Origin of the sequence: Tardiphaga sp. P9-11, from assembly GCF_008329525.1 — a bacterium.
Classification (GTDB): domain Bacteria; phylum Pseudomonadota; class Alphaproteobacteria; order Rhizobiales; family Xanthobacteraceae; genus Tardiphaga.
Genome location: NZ_NPKQ01000002.1, coordinates 1,288,166 through 1,309,625, shown reverse-complemented (window position 1 = coordinate 1,309,625; position 21,460 = coordinate 1,288,166). Strand labels below are relative to the sequence as shown.

16 protein-coding genes are annotated in these 21,460 nt (G+C 60.8%); 5 read left to right on the top strand and 11 right to left on the bottom strand.

Annotation, left to right across the window (positions count from 1 at the left end; translation table 11 throughout):
* Positions 1 to 88: 88 nt before the first annotated feature.
* Entirely contained in the window at positions 89 to 385 is a 297-nt protein-coding gene (locus CIW50_RS12500; protein ID WP_197738362.1) for a hypothetical protein, read from the top strand.
* Positions 382 to 564, top strand: coding sequence for a hypothetical protein (locus tag CIW50_RS12495; RefSeq protein ID WP_149531504.1), 183 nt, complete (start codon positions 382 to 384; stop codon positions 562 to 564). Before CIW50_RS12500 ends, CIW50_RS12495 begins: the two co-directional genes overlap by 4 nt.
* Here CIW50_RS12495 and dapA read toward each other — a convergent pair.
* Both dapA and CIW50_RS12485 read right to left on the bottom strand, forming a co-directional pair.
* Positions 561 to 1,535 (bottom strand): 4-hydroxy-tetrahydrodipicolinate synthase, encoded by a 975-nt coding sequence (gene dapA / locus CIW50_RS12490; RefSeq protein WP_149531503.1) that lies wholly within the window; start codon positions 1,533 to 1,535, stop codon positions 561 to 563. The genes CIW50_RS12495 and dapA overlap by 4 nt on opposite strands.
* A gap of 10 nt (positions 1,536 to 1,545) precedes the next feature.
* A complete protein-coding gene (locus CIW50_RS12485) occupies positions 1,546 to 1,815 on the bottom strand; it encodes a hypothetical protein (protein WP_149531502.1) in 270 nt (89 codons plus the stop codon).
* A gap of 184 nt (positions 1,816 to 1,999) precedes the next feature.
* Between CIW50_RS12485 and CIW50_RS12480 the strand changes: the two genes are divergently transcribed.
* Positions 2,000 to 2,275 (top strand): DUF6496 domain-containing protein, encoded by a 276-nt coding sequence (locus CIW50_RS12480; protein ID WP_149531501.1) that lies wholly within the window; start codon positions 2,000 to 2,002, stop codon positions 2,273 to 2,275.
* 29 nt (positions 2,276 to 2,304) lie between these two features.
* Here the strand turns inward: CIW50_RS12480 and CIW50_RS12475 are convergent, their stop codons facing one another.
* Positions 2,305 to 2,520, bottom strand: coding sequence for a hypothetical protein (locus CIW50_RS12475; protein ID WP_149531500.1), 216 nt, complete (start codon positions 2,518 to 2,520; stop codon positions 2,305 to 2,307).
* Between the two features lie 40 nt (positions 2,521 to 2,560).
* A complete protein-coding gene (gene ku / locus CIW50_RS12470; protein ID WP_149531499.1) occupies positions 2,561 to 3,448 on the bottom strand; it encodes a non-homologous end joining protein Ku in 888 nt (295 codons plus the stop codon).
* A 149-nt stretch (positions 3,449 to 3,597) separates the two neighbouring features.
* On the opposite strand from ku, the gene ligD reads away from it, so the two are divergent.
* Positions 3,598 to 6,312 (top strand): DNA ligase D, encoded by a 2,715-nt coding sequence (gene ligD, locus CIW50_RS12465; RefSeq protein ID WP_149531498.1) that lies wholly within the window; start codon positions 3,598 to 3,600, stop codon positions 6,310 to 6,312.
* A 59-nt stretch (positions 6,313 to 6,371) separates the two neighbouring features.
* Here ligD and CIW50_RS12460 read toward each other — a convergent pair whose 3' ends face one another.
* The gene (locus CIW50_RS12460) at positions 6,372 to 6,536 is read right to left on the bottom strand and encodes a DUF3309 family protein (protein ID WP_081422059.1); all 165 of its coding nucleotides are present in this window, start codon (positions 6,534 to 6,536) and stop codon (positions 6,372 to 6,374) included.
* Between the two features lie 155 nt (positions 6,537 to 6,691).
* On the opposite strand from CIW50_RS12460, the gene CIW50_RS12455 reads away from it, so the two are divergent.
* Positions 6,692 to 7,003 (top strand): polyhydroxyalkanoic acid system family protein, encoded by a 312-nt coding sequence (locus CIW50_RS12455; protein ID WP_149531497.1) that lies wholly within the window; start codon positions 6,692 to 6,694, stop codon positions 7,001 to 7,003.
* A gap of 230 nt (positions 7,004 to 7,233) precedes the next feature.
* Here the strand turns inward: CIW50_RS12455 and treY are convergent, their stop codons facing one another.
* From treY to CIW50_RS12425, 6 genes are read right to left on the bottom strand one after another with little or no spacing between them, the layout of a single operon-like run.
* Entirely contained in the window at positions 7,234 to 10,026 is a 2,793-nt protein-coding gene (gene treY, locus CIW50_RS12450) for a malto-oligosyltrehalose synthase (protein WP_149531496.1), read from the bottom strand.
* Positions 10,026 to 11,792, bottom strand: coding sequence for a malto-oligosyltrehalose trehalohydrolase (gene treZ / locus CIW50_RS12445; RefSeq protein ID WP_149531495.1), 1,767 nt, complete (start codon positions 11,790 to 11,792; stop codon positions 10,026 to 10,028). Before treZ ends, treY begins: the two co-directional genes overlap by 1 nt.
* On the bottom strand, positions 11,789 to 13,867 hold the full coding sequence (gene glgX / locus CIW50_RS12440; protein WP_149531494.1) for a glycogen debranching protein GlgX: 2,079 nt from the start codon (positions 13,865 to 13,867) through the stop codon (positions 11,789 to 11,791). Before glgX ends, treZ begins: the two co-directional genes overlap by 4 nt.
* Positions 13,868 to 13,870: 3 nt before the next feature.
* Positions 13,871 to 16,012 (bottom strand): 1,4-alpha-glucan branching protein GlgB, encoded by a 2,142-nt coding sequence (glgB, locus tag CIW50_RS12435; protein WP_149531493.1) that lies wholly within the window; start codon positions 16,010 to 16,012, stop codon positions 13,871 to 13,873.
* On the bottom strand, positions 16,009 to 19,308 hold the full coding sequence (gene treS, locus CIW50_RS12430) for a maltose alpha-D-glucosyltransferase (protein WP_149531492.1): 3,300 nt from the start codon (positions 19,306 to 19,308) through the stop codon (positions 16,009 to 16,011). The genes glgB and treS overlap by 4 nt, the downstream gene beginning before the upstream one ends.
* A 10-nt stretch (positions 19,309 to 19,318) precedes the next feature.
* Positions 19,319 to 21,271 carry an alpha-1,4-glucan--maltose-1-phosphate maltosyltransferase gene (locus CIW50_RS12425; RefSeq protein ID WP_149531491.1) on the bottom strand — a complete coding sequence of 651 codons (1,953 nt, stop codon included), beginning with the start codon at positions 21,269 to 21,271 and terminating at the stop codon, positions 19,319 to 19,321.
* Positions 21,272 to 21,460: the final 189 nt, after the last annotated feature.

Below are 21,460 nucleotides of genomic sequence, written 5' to 3'. Positions count from 1 at the left end.
CCGTCTCGATTTCATATGGCGATGTCCGCATCTTCTCACCATCCCGACGCGCTCATGCGCCAGGGATTTGAGAAGACGGACAACGACCATGACGATGTTCTACAATCGCGATACGCAGCTGCACGATTTTTCGGCCGACAGTGCCTATCGCAGCTACCTCATCAGCCGCAATCAGCCGCCGATCGTCCATCACTCGGGCGATATCCAATGGAAACGGCTCTGCGTCGCCGCCCGGCTGACGCGTAACCACATCAAGGGCTTCTTTGCCGCCATCCACATGGCCCTGGTGGCCGACAAGATGCGCCGCGCGCGGCGTGAACTGGCGCGCGTCCGTGTGCGCGCCGCCGATACGCCGGTGCTTCCGGATCGCCGGAGCGTGCCATGAGGGAAGACCGTTCTGCAGCGCTGTTTGCGCGCATTGGCTCCTATGCGGCGATCATGCCGGGCATCCTCGCCCGGCTATGGCGTTTCGTCATTGGACCTGCTGTCTATCGGCCAGCCGCGCATTACATGCGCGGACCCGGCCCGAAATGTCGTGAGAAGAACGAGCGCCCGCAAGCCTAGCGGGCGCGGCGCAGGGGCGGCGCGTCGTCAGGCTGCGCCCAGATCGCTTCCATCGCGGAATAGACCTGCTGCTGCTCGGTCTCGGTGAGCTCCGTCAGCGGCAGACGGACGGCGGCATTCCCCAATCCCCGCAAGCTCAATACAAATTTCACCGCCGATGCGACCAGATCCGGCGGCAGGGCTTCTGCGAGTGGCGCCAGCATGTCGGAGATGGTCGTCGCATAGCGGGGGCATCCCTGGCGGGCCGCGTAATACATGCCGCGGCAGAGCTGCGGCGCCACATTAGCTATCGCGGAGACAGCGCCGTCACCGCCGAGCAGCAGATAAGGCAGGGCTGCGGTGTCCTGTCCCGTCAGCATCCGGAAACCCGCTGGCAGCAGCGGTCGCAATCGCGCCAGTCGCCCGGCGTCGCCGGTGTCGTCGCGCAGACCTATCAATCGTGGCGAGGCGGCGAGACTGATGAGCGTGTCGTCGGTCAGCGCACGGGCACAACGCGACGGTGCGTCATGCACAATGACCGGCAGCAATGTCGCCTCCAGGATCGCACGGAAATGTGCTGCGATGCCACTTGCCGTCGGGCGGTTGTAATACGGCACGACCGACATGACGGCATCGGCGCCGACGGCCCATGCCAGCCGCGTCGATTCAATGGCGCGGCTGGTGCAGTTCGATCCCGCGCCGGCGATGACGTGGATGCGCCCGCGGGCGACGCCGGCGGCAGTCCGGATCAGCGTGGCGCGCTCGTTCGAGGTGAGCGTGTCGGCTTCGCCAGCGGTCGCGCCGACGAGGATGGCACTGGCGCCGGCGCAGACCTGTCGCTCGCACAGCCGTGCGAAAGTGATGAGATCGAGTGCGCCATGCGTGTCGAACGGCGTCGGCACATCGGCGATGATGCCGTGCAGCCAGTCGTTGGCGTGATGGGAGGCATGAGCTTGCGGGAGGGCATGAGCCCGAAGAGCAACTGTGGACATGGCGGGAAGCTCAGGCGACGCGCCGTTGTTGTAACCGTTCGACAGAGGTTGCTGCCGTGAAAGGCAGGGCGTTCATATCGAGTTCGATCGGCCCCGCCGTCTCGATGATAGCTTCGGGGCGATGGCCGTTCTCGAACAGAGCATAACGCACAGCATTCGCGCGGCTGACGAATAACCCGCCGAATAGGCCGTTTTGCTCCTGCGCGACCCACTGGCCGCGACCGTTCTTGCCGATGAAAACGAGGGATGAGCCACACGAGGGAGGTTCGATGGTGATCACTTGCAGTCTCCAGTTCATTCGCTTGAGCGAATGGCTGCAAGATGATCGGCCGCTCGTTTGAAAACGAGATGAGATGCGATGCCGCGTTATAGGGATTTCATAAGTACGTCCATTCGCACATCACCCACGCGGAACCATCACCGATGATGACGATTGAACGTTTCGATCATAAAGGGAGCGTTGAATGGCGAAATATTCCAAGAAGGCGGCCGCGAAGGTCGCGCGAGCGGTGAAGAAAGCAAAGGCCGGCACGCTGAGAAGTGGTCGTTCGAAAAAGAAGGTGACCAGCCGCAAACAGGTGATCGCTATTGGCCTCTCCGAAGCACGCGCCGAGGGCAAGAAGGTGCCGAAGGCGCCGAAGAAAAAGACGGTGAAGAAGAAAGCCGCGGCCAAGAAGGCAACCAAGAGAACTACGAAGAAGACGAATAAATCCAGAAAGACCTCGAAGAAGAAGTCCTGACCTCGGTCAGATCGAAGGCGACTTGTAGATCACTTGGTCTGCAGCGTCGCCTTCAGCAGATGGTCCTTGCATTCATCGTCCTTGCCCTCCGCCATTGCTTCGCTGGCCAGGCCGATCTCGTCGGAGGCGGTCTTCTTTTGTTTGCCGTCTGCCATTTTTGCGATGGCTTCGGCAACGAAAGCGATATTCGAGGCGTTGCATTCCCTTGTCTGTAGCTGCTGCGCCTGCGCTGCCACGGTCGGCATCAACGCGATGCCTATGATTATTCCCAGAATCTTCATCCGCTCAGCTTGCCTTGCGATGTCGCGCCGACGACCGCGCGGCCTTCTTGGCCGGGCGCTTGCGCGCCACATGTGGTCGTGACGACGAAGCGCGTTTGGTCGACTTGCCCCTGCCACCCTTGAGGCTCGCCTTCAGCGCATCCATCAGGTTGATGACGTTGTCCGGCTTCTGCTCCTTCTCGACGACCTTCACCGGCTTTCCCGCGGCCTTGCGCTTCACCAGCGTCTTCAGCGCGGTCTCATATTCATCCTTGAACTTGCTGGGATCGAAGTGCGCGGCCTTGCTGTCGAGGATATGCACCGCAAGGTCGATCATGTCCTTGGAGATCTTCGGCGACTTGATATCGTCGAAATAGTCCTCCTCATCGCGCACCTCATAGGGGAAGCGCAGCGTAGTACCGAGTAGACCCTTGCCGAGCGGCTCGATGGCGATGATGTGCTCGCGATTGGTCAGCACGATCCGCGCCAGCGCCACGCGGTCCTTGTCCTTCATAGCATCGCGGATCACGGCAAACGCATCGGTGCCGGCCTTGCCGTCGGGCGCGATGTAATAGGGATTGTTCAGATAGCGCCGATCGATCTCGTCGCGCGGCACGAAGTTGTCGATGTCGATGGTGTGATTGCTCTCAATCTGCACGGCTTCGAGCTCTTCCCTCTCGATCTCGACATATTGGCCCTTGCTGATCTCATAGCCACGGCCCTTTTGTTCCTTTTCCACGACGTCACCGGTCTCGGCGTCCACCATCTGCTGCTTCAGCCGATTGCCCGTCTCGCGGTTGATCATGTGGAATTTAGTCTTCTCCATCGTGGTCGCGGCCGGATACAACACCACCGGGCAAGTAACGAGGGATAGCTTGAGGGAGCCTTTCCAATAGGCGCGGGGCGGGGCCATACTCGTCCTCCAACTCGATCGACACAAAATGAAGCACGCAGGCCGCAAAGCATTGCGCCGGCGTGGGTTTCCAGGAACTTCAACGGTAGTTCCCGGTTTTGGTTCCGGGCCGGATCCTGCGGCCGATGATGCGTTGAGCGAGGTTTGCCTTGGCCGACAAGCAGCTATCGATTTATCGCCGGAAACGCGATTTCGCGCTCACCAAGGAGCCATCCGGCCAGATCGTGGTCGCGCCGGCGAAGCGTCGCCGTTTCGTGATCCAGAAACACGATGCCACGCGGCTGCATTACGATCTGCGGCTGGAGATGGACGGCGTGTTCAAGTCATGGGCCGTCACCCGCGGCCCGTCGATGGACCCCGCCGACAAGCGCCTAGCTGTAGAGGTTGAGGATCATCCGCTCGACTACGGCGATTTCGAAGGCACGATTCCCAAGGGACAGTACGGCGGCGGCACCGTGCAACTGTGGGACCGCGGCTATTGGGAGAGCGACGATCCGGACAAGGGCCTCAAGAAGGGTGATCTTAAATTCACGCTGGACGGCGAGAAGCTGCATGGCGGCTTCGTGTTGGTGCGCATGAAGCATGACCGCAATGGCGGCAAGCGGACCAACTGGCTGCTGATCAAACATCGCGATGAGTTCGTGAAGGAGGGCAAGGCCAACACCATCCTTGACGACGACAAGTCGGTGGCGTCCGGCCGCAGTATGAGTGCCATCGCCGCGGGCAAGGGCAATGCACCGAAACCGTTCATGATCGCCAGGACGGCGAAGATCAAAGCCGATGCTATCTGGGATTCCAGCGAGGGCAGTGCCGCGGAGGCGCGGGCGAAGAACGGCGTCAAGACCAAGGCGGATGTCGTCAAGCGCACGACGAAGAAAGTCGCTCCGAAGAAGGCCGTCAGAAAAACAGCGAGGCCGATCAAGGCGACGATGCCCGGTTTCGTTGCGCCGCAACTCTGCACGTCAGTCGATCGTCCGCCCTCTGCCGATGGCTGGGCGCATGAAATCAAGTTCGACGGCTATCGCGTGCAGCTCCGCGTCGAAGACGGCGACGCCACGCTGAAGACACGCAAGGGGCTCGACTGGACCGACAAGTTTCAGGCCATCGCCAGGGAAGCCACTGGCCTGCCGGATGCGATCATCGATGGCGAGATTGTCGGCCTCGATGCCCATGGCGCGCCGGACTTCGCGGCGCTGCAGGCGGCGCTGTCGGATGGCGAGACCGACACGCTCATTTTTTTCGTGTTCGACCTTCTGTTCGCCGAAGGCGAAGACCTGCGGAAGCTGCCGCTCGGCGAGCGCAAGGAGCGATTGAAGGCGCTGCTCGACAAGGCACGTGGTCGCCACAAGGAAAACCTGATCCGCTATGTCGATCATTTCGAGACCGGCGGCGACGCCATCTTGCAATCGGCGTGCAAGCTGTCGCTGGAAGGCATCGTCTCCAAGAAGCTCTCGGCGCCCTATGTGTCCGGCCGCTCGCCTAACTGGACCAAGGCCAAATGCCGTGCAGGCCATGAGGTCGTGATCGGTGCGTGGAAGAGCAATGCGGGAAGATTCCGTTCGCTGATGGTCGGCGTCAACAGCGGCGATCATCTGGCCTATGTCGGCATCGTTGGCACCGGCTTCGGCCAGGACAAGGTCAAGCGCATCATGCCGGCGCTGAAGGCAGCTGCGGCCAAGAGCAGCCCCTTTGGCGGCAAGGAGACGCCGCCGGGTGGCCGGGACCTGCACTGGCTCAAGCCCGAATTGGTGGCCGAGATCGAATTCGCAGGCTTTACCGGCGCCGGCATGGTGCGCCAGGCCGCGTTCAAGGGGCTGCGGCAGGACAAGCCGGCCGACGAGGTTGAAGCCGAGACGCCGAAGAAGACGGACCTTGCCGAGCCGAAGCGCGGTGCGAAGAAATCAGCGAGGACGACGCCGAAAAAGACGATCACGAAGAAGGCTGCACTCGCAAAGGCAGCGGTGGGCAATGTTGTCGTCATGGGCGTGGCGATCTCCAAACCCGACAAGGAACTGTGGCCGGATGCCGGCGACGACCAGCCTGTCACCAAGCGTGATCTTGCGGAATATTTCGAGGCGGCCGGCGACTGGATGATGAACTATCTCAAGGGCCGTCCCTGTTCGATTGTGCGGGCGCCCGATGGCATCGAAGGCCAGCAATTCTTCCAGCGCCACGCGATGCCCGGCACGTCCAATCTGCTGGAGCTCGTAAAGGTCTCCGGTGACCGCAAGCCTTACCTGCAGATCGACCGCGTCGAGGGCCTCGCGGCTGTCGCGCAGATCGGCGGGCTCGAATTGCATCCGTGGAATTGCGCGCCGGATGCGCCCGATACGCCCGGCCGTCTGGTGTTCGATCTCGATCCCGCGCCCGATGTCGCATTCGCCGCTGTCATGGACGCTGCGCGCGAGATGCGCGAGCGGCTGTCAGGCCTTGGCATGGAGAGTTTCTGCAAGACCACAGGCGGTAAGGGCCTGCACGTGGTTGTGCCGCTGCTCTATGGCGCGAAAGAAAAGGTGGACTGGAAGACCGCAAAAGCCTTTGCACAGGCCGTGTGCCAGAAGATGGCCAGCGACGATCCGGACCGCTATCTGCTCAACATGTCGAAGAAGCTGCGCGGCGGAAAGATCTTCCTCGATTATCTGCGCAATGACCGGATGTCGACCGCGGTCTCAGTGCTGTCGCCGCGGGCACGCAAGGGTGCCACGGTATCGATGCCGCTGACCTGGGCGCAACTCCGCAACGATCTCGATCCAAAGAAATTCACCGTGCGCAGCGTCCCGGCGCTATTGGCGAAGAGCAAGGCGTGGGCGGGTTACGATGACGCAGCATCGTCGATCAAGACGGCGATCAAAGGATTTGGATAGCGCATGAAGAAAAGCGCGACCCCAAATGGGATCGCGCGCCTTGAAATCAATATTCGCTCTTACAGCTTACCAAGCAACAGGAGGATCAGCAGGATCACAACGATGAGGCCGAGACCACCGCCGCCGTAATAGCCGGTGCCGTAGAACGGTCCGCCGCCGATACCGCTGAAACCACCAAGCAAGGCGATGATCAGGATAATCAGAATAATAGTACCAATGGACATGGAGTTCTCCTCAGCCTGGCAGACGGACAAGCCTGCTGCCTTCATGCGATAAAAACGCGCAGGCACTCCCAAGGTTCCATGATTGAGGCCGTGATCACGACTACCGCTGGACGAATTCGCGCTTACATCCCCACGAACTAACAAAGGATCGCGTGATGTCTGCACCGCTCGTCGTCTCCATTCCACACAGGCTCGGCCGCGAGGAAGCCGTGCGCCGACTCAAGACTGGACTGACGCGCGCAGCAACGAATGTACCAATGTTGAAAGTTGACGAGGAACGCTGGGACGGTGACCGGATGGTCTTCCGCGTGCGTGCCATGGGGCAGGCGGCATCCGGTCATGTCGATGTGGCCGAGGATCATGTCACCGTCGAAGTTGTGCTACCCTGGCTGCTGCAGCGTTTTGCGGAAGTGGCGCAGGCAGCGATCAAATCGCGCGGAAATTTGCTGCTCACGAAAAAGAGTTGAAGCGGCGATTGCGGCGCACCGAGAATCTCACGCATCTTCAATGCCTGTTGCCATGCAGCATAAAAGTGTCGTGCGATAGTGCGGTGCACGCGAGCTTGGTTGTAAACCACTCGCAAATAATTTGATGAAAAGCTTTGAATACGCGGAGGAAGGGAACCGACCTTCTTCGAGTCGGCACGACATCCGCCAGGCCGTCCGGCCGTTGATCCCGGGCGGCCTTGTCGTATGTGCTATTGCAAGCGCGTCGAACGAATACGCTTCAGCGCGGCATGTGCCTTCACGATTGCCATCGGAAACTGATTGAAGAGTTTGGCAACGGAGAGCTCGCTCGCGCCGCGCTTCTGCGCAAAACCTTCAATGAGGTAGCCGGGCGCGATCACGGTCGCGTCGAACGCCGTCGCCTCCGGCCAATGCCGCCCGCCTTGCGTCGCTCCGGAAAAGGCACGCGGAATCACCACGATCGCAGCGTTGCGCTGATACCGCCGCGCAAAGGCAATGATGTGCGCCGCGTGAGGTCCGGTCACTTCAAGTGGTTCGTAGTCGCCGTCGGTGAAAACGGCGGCCATTGCGGCGCGGCGTTTCAACAGCTCACGCGTCCAGGCGAGCTTGATGTGGCCATCGTCCCAGTGTTGTGCCAGCGCGGCCCAGTCGGGCTCTCGCAGAGATGCCAGCACGTTTGCGCGTTCGGCGAAATCGACAGGGCGGCGGTTGTCCGGATCGACCAGCGAGAAATCCCAGAATTCGGTGCCTTGGTAGAAATCCGGCATGCCGGGAATGGTCGCTTTCAGTGTAATCTGGCTCAACGAGTTCAATGCGCCAATCAGCGAAGTGCGCTTGGCAAAGGTCTCAAGGGCCACAAGAAATTCCGGTGATTGCGCGGGATCGAGAATGCGCTCGAGAAAGACATGCAGGCCTTTTTCATAGGTGTCGTTCGGATTCAGCCAGCTCGTTTCCTGCTTGCCCTCACGCGCGGCCTTCAACGCATAGGCCTGCATGCGTTCGAGGAAGGTGTCATCGCGTGCACCAAGAGGCCACGCGCCAACCAGCGCCTGATACAGCATGTATTCGAACGCGGTGGAGGGCGAGCGCATCTCGCCGGCGACTACCAGATGCTCGGCATTCAGTATCTTCCAGCGACCGACCGCACTCGCCCATTCGCCCGGCATTTCCGCCAGCGCCAGCAATCGTGTACGAGCATCCTCGCCACGCTTGGTGTCATGGGTTGCCGTGGACGTCATGCCGTGCGGCCATTCCTGCGCACGCGTGACCATCATCTCGTGGAACCTGGCGACAGGTATCGCGTCTGCGGCCGGCTCACCGCCGACTTCATTGAGCGCCAGGAGGCGGTGATAGCGATAAAATGCAGTGTCTTCGAGCGACTTCGCCATGGTCGGCCCGGTGAATTGTTGCACCTTCAACGCAAAGCGCCGCACGCGTGGCTTGCTGTGGGCGGGCCGGCCCGGCTTCAGCAGGTCCAGCGTCAGCGCGTCGCGCAGGAAGTCGAACAGGCCTTCGTCGGTGCCGAACCAGTCGGCGCGGGCCTTCTCGATGGTGTTGGAAATCAATTGCCGATCCAGCGCCGATGGCCCCGTCGCGGTGAGATAGGTGCGATAGACCGGGAAATGCAGCACATAGAGTTCGAAGGCCTGACGTAACGTGTCGGCGGAGAAGTCGCGCGTCGAATAGTGGCCGTTTGCGATCCGCGCCAGCAGGCGCGTCAGCACGGTGAATTCGCTCAGCAGTAGCGTATCGAGCACGCGGCGCTTAGCTTCTGCCAGTTGTGGCTCGAATTTCGGCGAAGTATTGCTGACCTGACGCCATGTCTCGCCCAAGGGCTCCAGACCTTTCTCCTCGACCAGTACCTGGGTGATGACGTTGAGCCACTCATAGCCGGTGGTGCCATGCACGCCGGCGAAGGGCACCAGCTTCTCCTGCTCGCCGAGGATCTTCTCGACCACCACATAGAAGGGCTTCCAGCTGTTGCCATGTGCCTCGCGGACGAGGCGCCGCAGCCGCTGGAAATATTGCGAGGGATCGCGCAGCCCGTCGATATGATCGAGCCGCAGCCCTTGCAGTTTGTCCTCGGCGATCAGGCGTTTGACCAGCGAATGGATGGCCTCGAATGTGTCAGCATCCTCGACGCGCAAGCCGGCCAGCGTGTTGACGTCGAAGAAGCGGCGATAGTTGATCTCGCTCGAGGCGAGGCGCCACTGGCCGAGCTTGTAATGCTGGCGCTCCAGCAGCATGTGTAGCGCTTGGATCTGCGCCGGCCGGTCCAGTCCGGCGCGATAGGCGTCGAGGCCACGCGTGATCACTTCGGCTGCGCCCTCGATCGAAGTGAGTTGCTGCTTGAACGCTGGCGCTTCCTGCCGGTTTGGATGACGAAGGCTCTTGTGCTTGGCGGCCAGCGTCAGGATGGCGCGGCCGGCTGGCGTATCGCCCGCACTGGCTTCCTTGACGATGGTGCGCAGCATCTCGCTGTAGCGTTCCGGCGCGATGGGCAGGCGATGTTCGAAATACCAGGCCGAGAAACTGCCCTCTTTTGCGTCGTACTTCAGTTCGATCTCGCCGTTGTCCAGCGCCTCGCCATAAGAGCTGCCGATGATCGGCAGTAGCAGGCCCCCGCGTGCGCGGTAGGGTAAAGTATCCCAGTCGATGTCGAAGGAAACGGCGTGCGGCGAGGCCTGTCCCCATTCCAGCACGTCGAGCCACCACGGATTGTCAGCGAAATGCACGCCCACATGATTGGGCACAAAGTCGAGGATCAGGCCGATATCGCTGGCCTTCAGCGCAGCACTGAGGCGCTCGAAACCTTCTTCGCCGCCCAGCTCCGGATTGAGCTTGGTGTGATCGACAATGTCATAGCCATGCGTCGAGCCAGCGCGGGACTTCATGAAGGGTGAGGCATAGAGATGCGTGATGCCCAGCGCCTTCAGGTAGGGCGCAATGTTGGCCGCGGCATCGAAGTCGAAATTCTTGGTGAGCTGAATGCGGTAGGTCGCGAGGGGTATCGCAGGCGCCATTATTTGTCTCCGATCCGCCATTCGACGGACCACGGCGTCCCCACGCCAGTGTCGGTGTTGCCCCAGATTTTCATGCCGGATATCGGCTGCGCAGGCGTCACTGTCTCGTCGGACAGATTAGCCATTAGATGCAACCTGGTGCCATCACCCATCTTCCACGTTGCTGTGAGCAGACCCTCACCAGTCGCCTCGGCCTTGCCGAAGCGCGCACCCGCTAGGCGGGGCATGATGTGTTGCTTGCGCAGCGCGAGCAGTTCACGCACCAGAGCTAGCCGCTTCCGGCCGGACGCATTGTTGCGATTGTCCCAATCGACGAAGGCTGCCTGGAAGGAGCTCTCATGGAGCGGATCTGGAATCTCGTCGCCATATTTCTCATAGGCGCTGGCGAATTCCTTCTTGCGACCGTTACGCACGGCATTGGCGAGATCGCCTTCGAAATCGCAGAAAAATGGGAACGGCACTTTCGAGCCCCATTCCTCGCCCTGAAACAGCATCGGCACCATCGGCGCCAGGAGTGTAATGACCAGTGCAGCTTCGATGGCCTCGGGCCTGGCCAAGGTCTCCAGCCGATCGCCAAGCGCGCGATTGCCGATCTGGTCGTGGTTTTGCAGGAAGTTCACGAAGGCTGCCGGAGCGAGTTCGCCTGATGGTTCGCCGCGTTCAGCGCCCGCGCGATGCGCAGACGGTTGTCCCTGATAGGCGAAGCCGGAGCCCAGCGCATGCACGATATGATCGAGTGGGTTTTGCGCGTAGTCGCTGTAATAGCCTTTATCTTCGCCGGTCAGAAGCACGTGCCAGGCGTGATGATAGTCGTCGTTCCACTGTGCGCGATATTTGCCGCGCGGCGGGTTGGTGGCGGGATCGAGCAGGGTGGCACGGTTGTCGTCGTTTTCCAGAACGAGATGGATGTGTCGGCCGGTATCGGCGGCGAGCTTGCCGACTTCGCGGCTCAGCTCGTGCAGCATCGGGATCTCGCCCTGTTCGACGATGGCGTGGACGGCATCCAGTCGCAGCCCGTCGAAGCGATAGTCGCGCAGCCATGCCATGGCATTCTCGATGGCATAAGCGCGCACCTGCGGCAGGCGATAGTCGATGGCCGAGCCCCATGGAGTGTCGGCGCCGCCGAAGAAATCCGGCGCATAGAGGCCGAGATAATTCCCTTCCGGTCCGAAGTGATTGTAGACGACATCGAGAAACACCATCAGTCCGCGCAGATGCGCCTCGTCGATCAGCGCCTTAAGATCGTCCGGGCGGCCGAACATCGCGTCCGGCGCATACCACAGCACGCCGTCATAGCCCCAGTTGCGCTGGCCCGCGAAATCCGCCAGCGGCATCAGCTCAAGGGCGGTAATGCCGGTCGCGACCAGATGATCAAGCTTGTCGATCATGGCGCGATAAGTGCCCTCCGGCGTGAAGGTGCCGACATGGGTTTCGAGCAGCACGGTCTCTTCCCACGGCCGCCCGCGCCAGTCAGTGGCGCGCCACGGATAGGTCTTGTGGTCGATCACTTCGGAAAGGCCGGCGATGTCGTTCGGCTGAAAGCGTGAGCCCGGATCGGGGACATCGGTTTTGCCGTTGATCCTGAAGCGATAGGTCGCACCGGACTTCGCACCCGCGATCTCGGCCGCGAACCAGCCATCGTCGCCGGGCGTCAGTTGATGGATTTGACCGCCGAGCATCACATCGACGCGTTGAGCCGCCGGTGCCCACAACCGGAAGATTGCGCCTTTCTCAGTCAGCCGTGGTCCGAACGAATACCCGCTCATGCCGTCGTCCCTGCAAAAGCCAGCACCGAGCGCGGCGGCGCGTCGATGTCGCTGCCGGGCGGGAGGATGGCGATCGAGAGTTGATCCTCAGCAGTGTTAAGTATCTGCCGCCAGTTCTTGTATTCCAGCATCTTCGGCAGTTTGAACGGAATGCCATCGGGCGCCGCGTTAAGCACGATGAAGATCGGATTGGTGTTCTCGCCGGAGGCGCTCATCACGTAAGCGAGGAAGCGGCCGTCGGGAAACGCCCAGTCGGCCTCGGTCATCTCTTCGGCAGAGGGCGTCAGCCACAGAACGCCATAGCTGCCGTCCGCACGGCGACCTTCGAGCCAGCGCTGCGTGGTGATCTGAGGAAAGCGCCGTCGCAGTTGCGCCATATGGCCGATGAAGTCGGTGAGGTCGTCGTCCTTGTCGCCGAGATTCCCCCAGCCGACCCAGCCGATCTCGTTGTCCTGACAATAGGCGTTATTGTTACCGCCCTGGGTGTTGCCGACCTCGTCGCCGGCCAGCAGCAGCGGCACGCCCTGTGCGAGAAAGAGACAGGCGAGCTGGTTCTTGCGGAGCTGCCGACGCAGCGCCAACAGTGCGGGATCGTCCGTCGGGCCCTCGACGCCGAAATTGTTGCTGAGATTGTCACTGGAGCCGTCGCGATTGTCCTCGCCATTGGCCTCGTTGTGCTTCTCGTTATAGGCAAACAGATCGGCGAGCGGAAAACCGTCATGCACGGTGACGTGGTTTATGCCGGCGCGCTGCTTGCGGCAGTCATGGTTGAACACGTCGGATGAGCCGGTCATGCGGCTGGAGACTTCGCCGATCAGCGAGCCCTCGCCGCTCCAGTAGCGCCGCATGGCACTGCGATATTTGTCGTTCCATTCCGACCATTGCGACGGGAACGCACCGACCTGATAGCCGCCCATGCCGAGATCCCAGGGCTCTGCGACCATCTTGACGTTCGCAAGCACGGGGTCTTGCCTGATGGCGGTGAGGAAGCCGCTATTGCGATCGAAGCCATTCGGCCCGCGCGCCAGCGTGGTTGCAAGGTCGAAACGAAAGCCATCCACGTGACACACCTCGACCCAGTAACGCAGTGAATCCATCACCATCTGCAACACGCGCGGATGCGTAAGGTTCACCGAACTGCCACAGCCCGTGAAGTCGTCATAGAATCGTGGATTGTCCGGCATCAACCAATAATAGGAAGCGTTGTCGATGCCGCGATAGCTGAGCGTCGGGCCGAGGTGGTTGCCTTCGGCGGTGTGGTTATAGACCACGTCGAGCATCACTTCGATGCCCGCGTCATGCAGTCGCGCGACCGTCGTACGGAACGCATCGAGCGGATTGTCGGCGCCGTAGCGCGCTTCCGGGGCGAAGAAGGAGAGGGTATTGTAACCCCAGTAATTCACCAGCTTCATTTCCACCAGCCGACGGTCATCGACGAAGCTGTGCACCGGCAGCAGCTCGATGGTGGTAACGCCAAGCCGTTTGAGATGTTCAATCATCGACGGCGACGATAATCCGCGATAGGTCCCGCGCAGGCCGGCCGGGACATCCTTGCGTGTCTGCGTCAAGCCTTTGACATGGGCCTCATAGATGATGGTGTCTTCCCAGGGCACGCTCGGCCGCGTTTCCTTGCGCCCCCAGTTGAAAGTCTCGTCGACCACCACGGCCTTCGGCATGCCGCGCGCATTGTCGCGGCGATCGAAGGACAGATCCTCGCGCGAGGAGCCGGTGCGATAGCCGAAATGCGCATCGCTCCACGCAAGGCGCCCAGCCAGTTTTTTGGCATAGGGATCGAGGAGTAGCTTGTGTGCATTAAAGCGATGGCCGTGCTCGGGCTCATAGGGACCGTGTACGCGGTAGCCATAGAGCTGGCCAGGCGAAACATCATTGAGATAGCCGTGAAAGACGTGCTCGTTATATTCCGGCAGTTCGATGCGCTCAAGCTCACGTCGCCCCTGGCTGTCGAACAGACACAGTTCGACCTTGGTGGCGTTCGCAGAGAACAAGGCAAAGTTGGTCCCCCGTCCGTCCCAGTTTGCGCCGAGGCGGGAGGGCGTGCCGGCGGATAATCTCATGCTCTAGAATTCCGGTACGAGAAAGAGTGCGGCTAGCGGTGGAATGGTCAGACTGAGTTCGGGCACAAGTCCTGTTGCAATGACTTCGCCCGAATTTCCGACATTGCTGCCGCCGTAATGCGCGGCGTCGGAATTCAAGATCTCGCGCCATGTGCCTGTGAACGGCACGCGGACGCGGTAATTGTGATAGACGTTCGGCGAGAAATTCACGACCACGAGACATTGCGCGCGCGGATTGGTGCCTTTGCGCAGCCACGCGAAGACGTTGTTGCCGGCGTCGTCGGTGATCATCCATTCGAAGCCCGCTGGATCGCAGTCGAGCTCATGCAGCGCCGGTTGGTTGCGATACAGCTCGTTGAGATCGCGGATCAGTGAATGGATGCCGGCATGCTTGTCCTGTTCCAGCAGGTGCCAGTCCAGTGACGTGTCGTGATTCCACTCGCGTTCCTGGGCGAACTCGCAGCCCATGAACATCAGCTTCTTGCCGGGATGCCCGAACATGAAGGCGTAATACGCACGCAAATTGGCGAACCGCTGCCAGTCGTCGCCGGGCATGCGGCCTAAAATCGATCGCTTACCATGCACCACCTCGTCATGCGATAGTGGCAACACGAAATTTTCCGAGAAGGCGTATTGCAGCCCGAACAGAATGTCGTTGTGCTGGTACTTGCGATAGATCGGATCCTTGCTGATGTAATTCAGCGTGTCATGCATCCAGCCCATGTTCCACTTGTAGCCGAAACCGAGGCCGCCGAATTCGACCGGGCGTGACACCTGCGGCCATGCAGTGGATTCCTCCGCGGCCGTGGTGGCATGCGGAAATTTTGCGAACACCTCGGTGTTGAAGCGGCGCAGGAAGCTGATCGCCTCGATATTCTCGCGGCCACCATATTTGTTCGGAATCCAGGCGCCGGCTTCGCGGCTGTAATCGAGATACAGCATCGAGGCCACAGCATCAACGCGGAGACCATCGATGTTGTAGCGCTCGAGCCAGAACAGCGCGTTGGAGACGAGGAAGTTCACGACTTCCGTACGGCCGTAATTGTAGATCAGCGTGCCCCAGTCCATATGCCGGCCCTGCAGCGGGTTGGCGTGTTCATAAAGGGCTGTGCCGTCGAAATTGCCGAGGCCGTGCGGATCGTCGGGGAAGTGGCCCGGCACCCAGTCGAGCAGCACGCCGAGCCCTTCGGCGTGGCAAGCGTCGATCAGCAATGCGAATTCTGTCGGCGTGCCGAAACGGCTGGTCGGCGCATACATGCCGGTCGGCTGATAACCCCAGGAGCCGTCAAACGGATGCTCGTTGACGGGCAGGAATTCCACATGGGTGAAGCCGAGGTCGCGGACATAGCGCGGCAGCGTCTCCGCGAGATCGCGATAGGTCAGCCACTCATTGTCGCCCTTGCGGCGCCATGAACCGAGATGCACTTCATAGATCGACATCGGCTTGTTCAGCGCATTGACGTCGGTGGGCGCCGGGCGTGGATGCGGAATCCTGGTTTCGTCGAGCACGATCGAGGCCGTGGAGGGGCGTAGCTCCGCGGCGAAGGCCATCGGGTCGGATTTCTGCGTCAACTGGCCATGCGGGCCGATGATATCGAACTTGTAGTGATCGCCGGGCGTCGCGCCGGGGACGAACAATTCCCAGCAGCCGGGGCCGCGCACGCGCATCGGATGGCGACGCGCATCCCAGAAATTGAAATCGCCGACGACGCTGACGCGTTTCGCGTTCGGTGCAAGCACGACAAAGCCAACGCCGCTGACGCCTTCGAGTACCATCGGATGGGCGCCAAGCTTGTCATAGAGCCGTTGATGCGTGCCTTCACCGAGCAAATAGAGATCGAATTCGCTCAGGATGGGTGGAAAGCGATAGGGATCATCGAGATCGACGGACTTGTCGCCGTAACGCGCCCGCAATTGATACTTCGTCGAGCCATTGGCCAGCGCACCGACGAACAGGCCGGCATCATGCACACGCTCCAACGCCGTGGTGGCGCCATGATCGTCAATGGCATCGACATTCACGGCTTCAGGCAGGAAGGCGCGCACGACTGTTCTGTCGGCCTCCTTGTGGGGGCCGAGATAGTGGAATGGATCGGAGTGGCGGCCTTCGACGATTGCGTAAGCCTCCGCGGGCAAATTGGTCATACGACCTCCTCAGAATACTGGTTCAGAATGCGCAGGATGCCAGTCAGTGGCACGCGCAGCCAATCTGGCCTATGCGCAAGTTCGTATTCGATTTCGTAGAGCGCTTTCTCGATGAGAAAGAAATTCAGCATGCTCGTCGCAGCAGTCTGATCGGCAGGCCACAATCGCTTGTCGGTCATGGTCTCGCGATAGGCGTCAACGAAGGACGATGTGGCGCGTTCCCGCCAGGCATCGAGCGCCGCGGCAAGCTTGCCGGTGTCATCAGATGTAACCCTGAGCGCGCGTTCGAGCGCCGCCGTGGCTGAATAGTCGATCGAGCGGATGAGTCCGGCGATATCGCGTGCAGCGGGCGCCTTGCGGCGGCGGTCGGCAATCGACCGGCGCGGCTCGCCCTCGAAGTCGATGATGAAGATATCATCCTTGACGATCAGCATCTGGCCGAGATGGAAATCTCCATGATGGCGGATCTTCAGTCCGTCGGTATTCTCCGGCAGCAGCTCAGTCAGCCACCCCCGCAAGCCGTGGCGCAATTCCAGCACCTGATCGATCAGCGCGCGATCCGAATCCCTCGCAGCATTGCGACGTTGGGCGAGCGCGCTAAATACCGGCTCCGCACGCGCGACGATTTCGTTGATCCAGAGCCTGATATCGTCAGGTGACGTCGGCTCCGGCTTGAAATCCGGGATGTCGTCGCGGCTGGCCAGCGCCATCTGCATCTCGGCGACGCGGCGGCCAGTCTGCGACATATAGAGCAGATACGGTACCTGCTCTTCACTGTGCGGCGCGTGGTCATCCACCGCCAGCAGACGCTGCTCATCGGCAAAACGGTCGAGATAGGCCGATGTCACCGTCCAGGCATCGCCCTGATTCTGCACAAAGGCATGCACGATGGCGACGGCTGTGCGCTGATCGCCCTCAACCAGTTCGACGCTGCCAAGCAAAGCCGGCGTATTGGCGAATCCGGCGATATCCGTCAGGAACCGGCTGACTTCGATCTCCGGATTGATGCCGGCCTGCAGCTTGCGATAGATCTTCACAACATAATCGTTGTCGACCAGTGCAGTGCTGTTGGATTGTTCGGTCTCGACCGCACGGATATTCTCCAGCGGCGCAGCAGGTTTTTCAGCAAGCTTCGCGGTCGGCCGGAACTCCAGCCGGTTGCCCTCTTCTTCGACGGTCAGTGAAATTCGCAAATTGTGCAACAGCAGCGCAATGAAGATGTGGTCGGTGGCAACATCGAGCAGGGTACCTTCGCGCGCGCCCTGACGAACCGCGGCAAAGGCTTTCGGATTGTAGCGTTCGCGGTCGAAGCGGGTCCACTCGATCTGCATGGGCAGCAGATAGCGCGTCGCCACATTGCGCTGCGTGGTTTCGAAGAACGCCAGCCATGGGCGGTTGTCGCCGATCTCGCAGAACGGGATGGCTCCGGTGAGCACGGGCTGGATCGCCTTTTGCTGTCGCTCCGGATACCAGCGGCTGCGCGCCAGGAAGGAGGGCAGCACGTCGCGTTCGAACACACCACGCGTGCGGGCGAGAGTCATCCAGGTCGAGCCGAGCGGCACCACGAGCGTTTCGAATTCCGGCACCACCGGCGGCTGCGAATGTTCGGAGACATCGCGCAACTGCAACTGGAACCAGTAGAAACCGTAAGGCGCCAGCGTAATCATGTAAGGCAGGTCGCCGATCGGCGGAAATTTGGTGCGGCCGAGCATTTCCAGCGGCACGCGTTCCTTCCACGGCGACAGGTCGAGTTCGGTGGCCTGCGCGGCGCGCGACAGGTTGGCGACGCAGAGGATCGCTTCGTCGCCGAGTTGGCGTACATAAGCGAGAACGGAACGGTTGTCGGGGCGGATGAAGATCATGGTGCCGCGGCCGAAAGCGAGCGTTGATTTCCTGACAGCAATGAGGCGCTTGGTCGCCGATAGCAGCGACGACAGGCTGCGCGACTGCGCCTCCACGTTCACGGACTCGTAACCGTAGATCGGATCCATGATCGGCGGTGCATAAAGCCGCGCGGGATCGGCGCGCGAGAAGCCGCCATTGCGGTCCGGTGCCCATTGCATCGGTGTGCGCACGCCGTTGCGATCGCCGAGATAGATATTGTCGCCCATGCCAATCTCGTCGCCGTAATAGATGATCGGCGTACCGGGGAACGACAGCAACAGTGAATCCAGCAGCTCGATCTTGCGGCGATCGTTGTCCATCAAGGGCGCCAGGCGGCGGCGAATGCCGACATTGATGCGCGCACGCGGATCGTTCGCATAGGTCGACCACAGATAGTCGCGCTCGACGTCGGTGACCATTTCCAGCGTCAGCTCGTCGTGATTGCGCAGGAACATGGCCCATTGGCAGTCGGATGGAATATCCGGCGTCTGGCGCATGATGTCGGTGATCGGGAAACGGTCTTCCTGCGCGAGCGCCATATAGATGCGCGGCATCAGCGGGAAGTGATAGGCCATCTGGCATTCGTCGCTGTCGCCGAAATACTCCTGCACGTCCTCCGGCCACTGATTGGCTTCGGCGAGTAATAATTTGCCCGGCGCATAGGCGTCGAGCTCGGCGCGCAGATGCTTGATGACCTTGTGTGTCTCCGGCAGGTTCTCGTTGTTGGTGCCGTCGCGCTCGACCAGATAGGGGATCGCGTCCAGACGGAATCCGTCGACGCCGGCATCCAGCCAGCGCTTCATCACCTGCACCACTGCCGAGACTACGCGCGGATTGTCGAAATTCAGATCCGGCTGATGCGAGAAGAAGCGGTGCCAGTAATAGGCCTTGGCTTCCGGATCCCAGGTCCAGTTCGACTTCTCGGTATCGGTGAAGATGATCCGGGTGCCGTCGTACTTCTGGTCGGTGTCGCTCCAGACATACCAGTTGCGCGCGGATGAGCCTGCCGGGCTGCGTCGAGCGCGCTTGAACCAGTCGTGCTGGTCCGATGTGTGATTGATGACGAGTTCGGTAATCACACGCAGGCCGCGGCGCTTGGCTTCATGGATGAAGCGCTTGAAGTCCTTCATCGTGCCGAAGTCGGGATGGATGGTGCCGTAGTCGGCGATATCATAGCCATCGTCGCGGCCCGGCGAGGGATAGAATGGCATCAGCCACAGGGTGGTGACGCCGAGATCCTGCAGGTAATCCAGTTTTTCGGTCAGGCCCGCGAAATCGCCGATGCCATCATTGTTGCTGTCGGCAAAGGTCTTCACGTGCAGCTGGTAGATGATCGTGTCTTTGTACCAGAGCTTGTCGATCTCCTCAGCACGCTGTTTCGCTTTGACGTCGATATCGGTCATTACGTTCATGTCAACGCTTTCAGGCGAGGCAAAGGAAGAAGATGGCGGGGTCGCGTTGGGGATCGAGACGCAGGCGGATGCCGCCCCATTCGACGCCATGGCGCTCGCCGGTAATGATGTTCTCGATGGCGGCAACATTGCGCCGCTCGCCATCGACCATCACCTGCGTGTCGATGGGCAACCAGAATTCGTAAGCGTCGCGCGACAGCGCGATGGCGCCGGCGACCGTATTGGTGCCATCCACCGACTCCTTGACAAAGCCGATGATGTTGTCGTTCTCGACCGGCATGAAGCGCAGGTTCGATGTCTGCTGCAGTGCCGGGTTGGCGCGGCGCGCATGGTTCAGTGCAGTGATATAGGCCTTGATATTGCCCGGCGCATTCCAGTCGCGGGTCTTGATCTCGTATTTCTCCGAGTTCAGATATTCCTCTTTGCCCGGAATGGCCTCGTGTTCGAGCAGTTCGAAGCCGTTATAGATGCCATAGGTCGACGAAAGCGCGGCGGCCAGTGCCACCCGCGCCTTGAACATCCAGGCTTCACCGGATTGCAGGTGATAGGGCAGGATGTCCGGCGTGTTGACGAAGAAGTTGGGGCGATAGAATTCGCGCTCGGGATAGCCGCACAGTTCGTTGAGATACTGCTCGATCTCCCATTTCGCGGTGCGCCAGGTGAAATAGGTGTAGCTCTGCGAGAAGCCGAGCTTGGCGAGGCCCTTCATCAGCTTCGGACGCGTGAAGGCCTCCGCCAGAAACAGCGCATCCGGATGCTTCAACTGCACCTCGTGGATCGCCCATTCCCAGAACCGCAGCGGCTTGGTGTGCGGATTGTCGATGCGGAAGATCCTTACGCCCTGGTTGCACCAGAACAGCAGCATGTCGCGCAGCGCATTCCACAGCGATCCAGCGTCTTCGCAGTCGAAGTCGGGGTTGTGGATGTCTTCGTATTTCTTCGGCGGGTTCTCGGCATATTTCATCGAGCCGTCGGGCCGGCGCTTGAACCAGTCCGGATGCTCCTCGACCCACGGATGATCCGGCGAGCACTGCACGGCGACGTCGATCGCGACTTCCAGAGCGTGCTCCTCGCACGCAGCGATCAGCGCATGGAAATCCTCCATGGTGCCGAGTTCAGGATGAATCGCGTCATGGCCGCCTTCGGCGCCGCCGATGGCATAGGGGCTGCCGACATCGCCGGGCTCGGACGTCAGTGAATTGTTCTTGCCCTTGCGGTTGGTCTTGCCGATGGGATGAATCGGCGTGAAATACAGCACGTCGAAGCCCATCGCCTGCACGTCGGGCAGGCGGGCAATACAATCGCGGAACGTGCCATGCTGGCCGGGCACCGTGCTCTGGCTGCGCGGCACCATCTCATACCACGCGCCGTTGCGGGCACGGGGGCGGTCGATCATCAGCGGCAACAGCGGCGAGCGCGTCATGTCCGGGCGTAACTGCGCTTCGGCCATGGCGGTGCGCAGTTCAGGTGAGAGCAGCGGCTCATTGTCGCCGGTCTGCAGGAAATTCTCGCATTGCTTGACGATGAGCGCAGAAGCCTCGGGTCCGCCATTCTGCGCCTTGGTCATCAGGCCGGCGCCTTCGAGCGCATCCAGCGTGACATCCTGTCCGGCCTTCAGCTTCAGCTCGAAGCCGTGGCGCCAGGTCGCGAATTCGTCGGTCCAGGCCTCGATCGCATAGACATAGCGTCCGATGCCATCGGGGATGAATGAACCGCCCCAGCGGTCATTGACCTCCAGGGTCATCGGGACCCGATTCCACTCGCGGTCCTGCTCGCGGCGCCAGACGATGGCCGCGGCGATGATCTCGTGACCATCGCGGTACAGGTCGGCATAGACGGCGACAGGTTCGCCCACGATGCGTTTGACCGGAAAACGGCCAGCATCGATGATCGGATAGATGTTTTCGATATGGAATGCGCCGCCGATGCCGGCGGTGTCCACGATTTGGGATGTTTTGTTCACGGTGATGCCATCAACATGAGGTGTCGTCCCTGTTCGATTGTTCAAAAAGAGACGGTGCGATCATATACAAAGCCCCGTGACAGGGGTTTGGTTCCCCGTGGAACTCAGCTTAGATCGACGCGTTGAAATCGGCTATCCTCTTCCGCAAATTCAGAAATTTCCCAGCAACTTTCGATTGTTGCTCTGCAA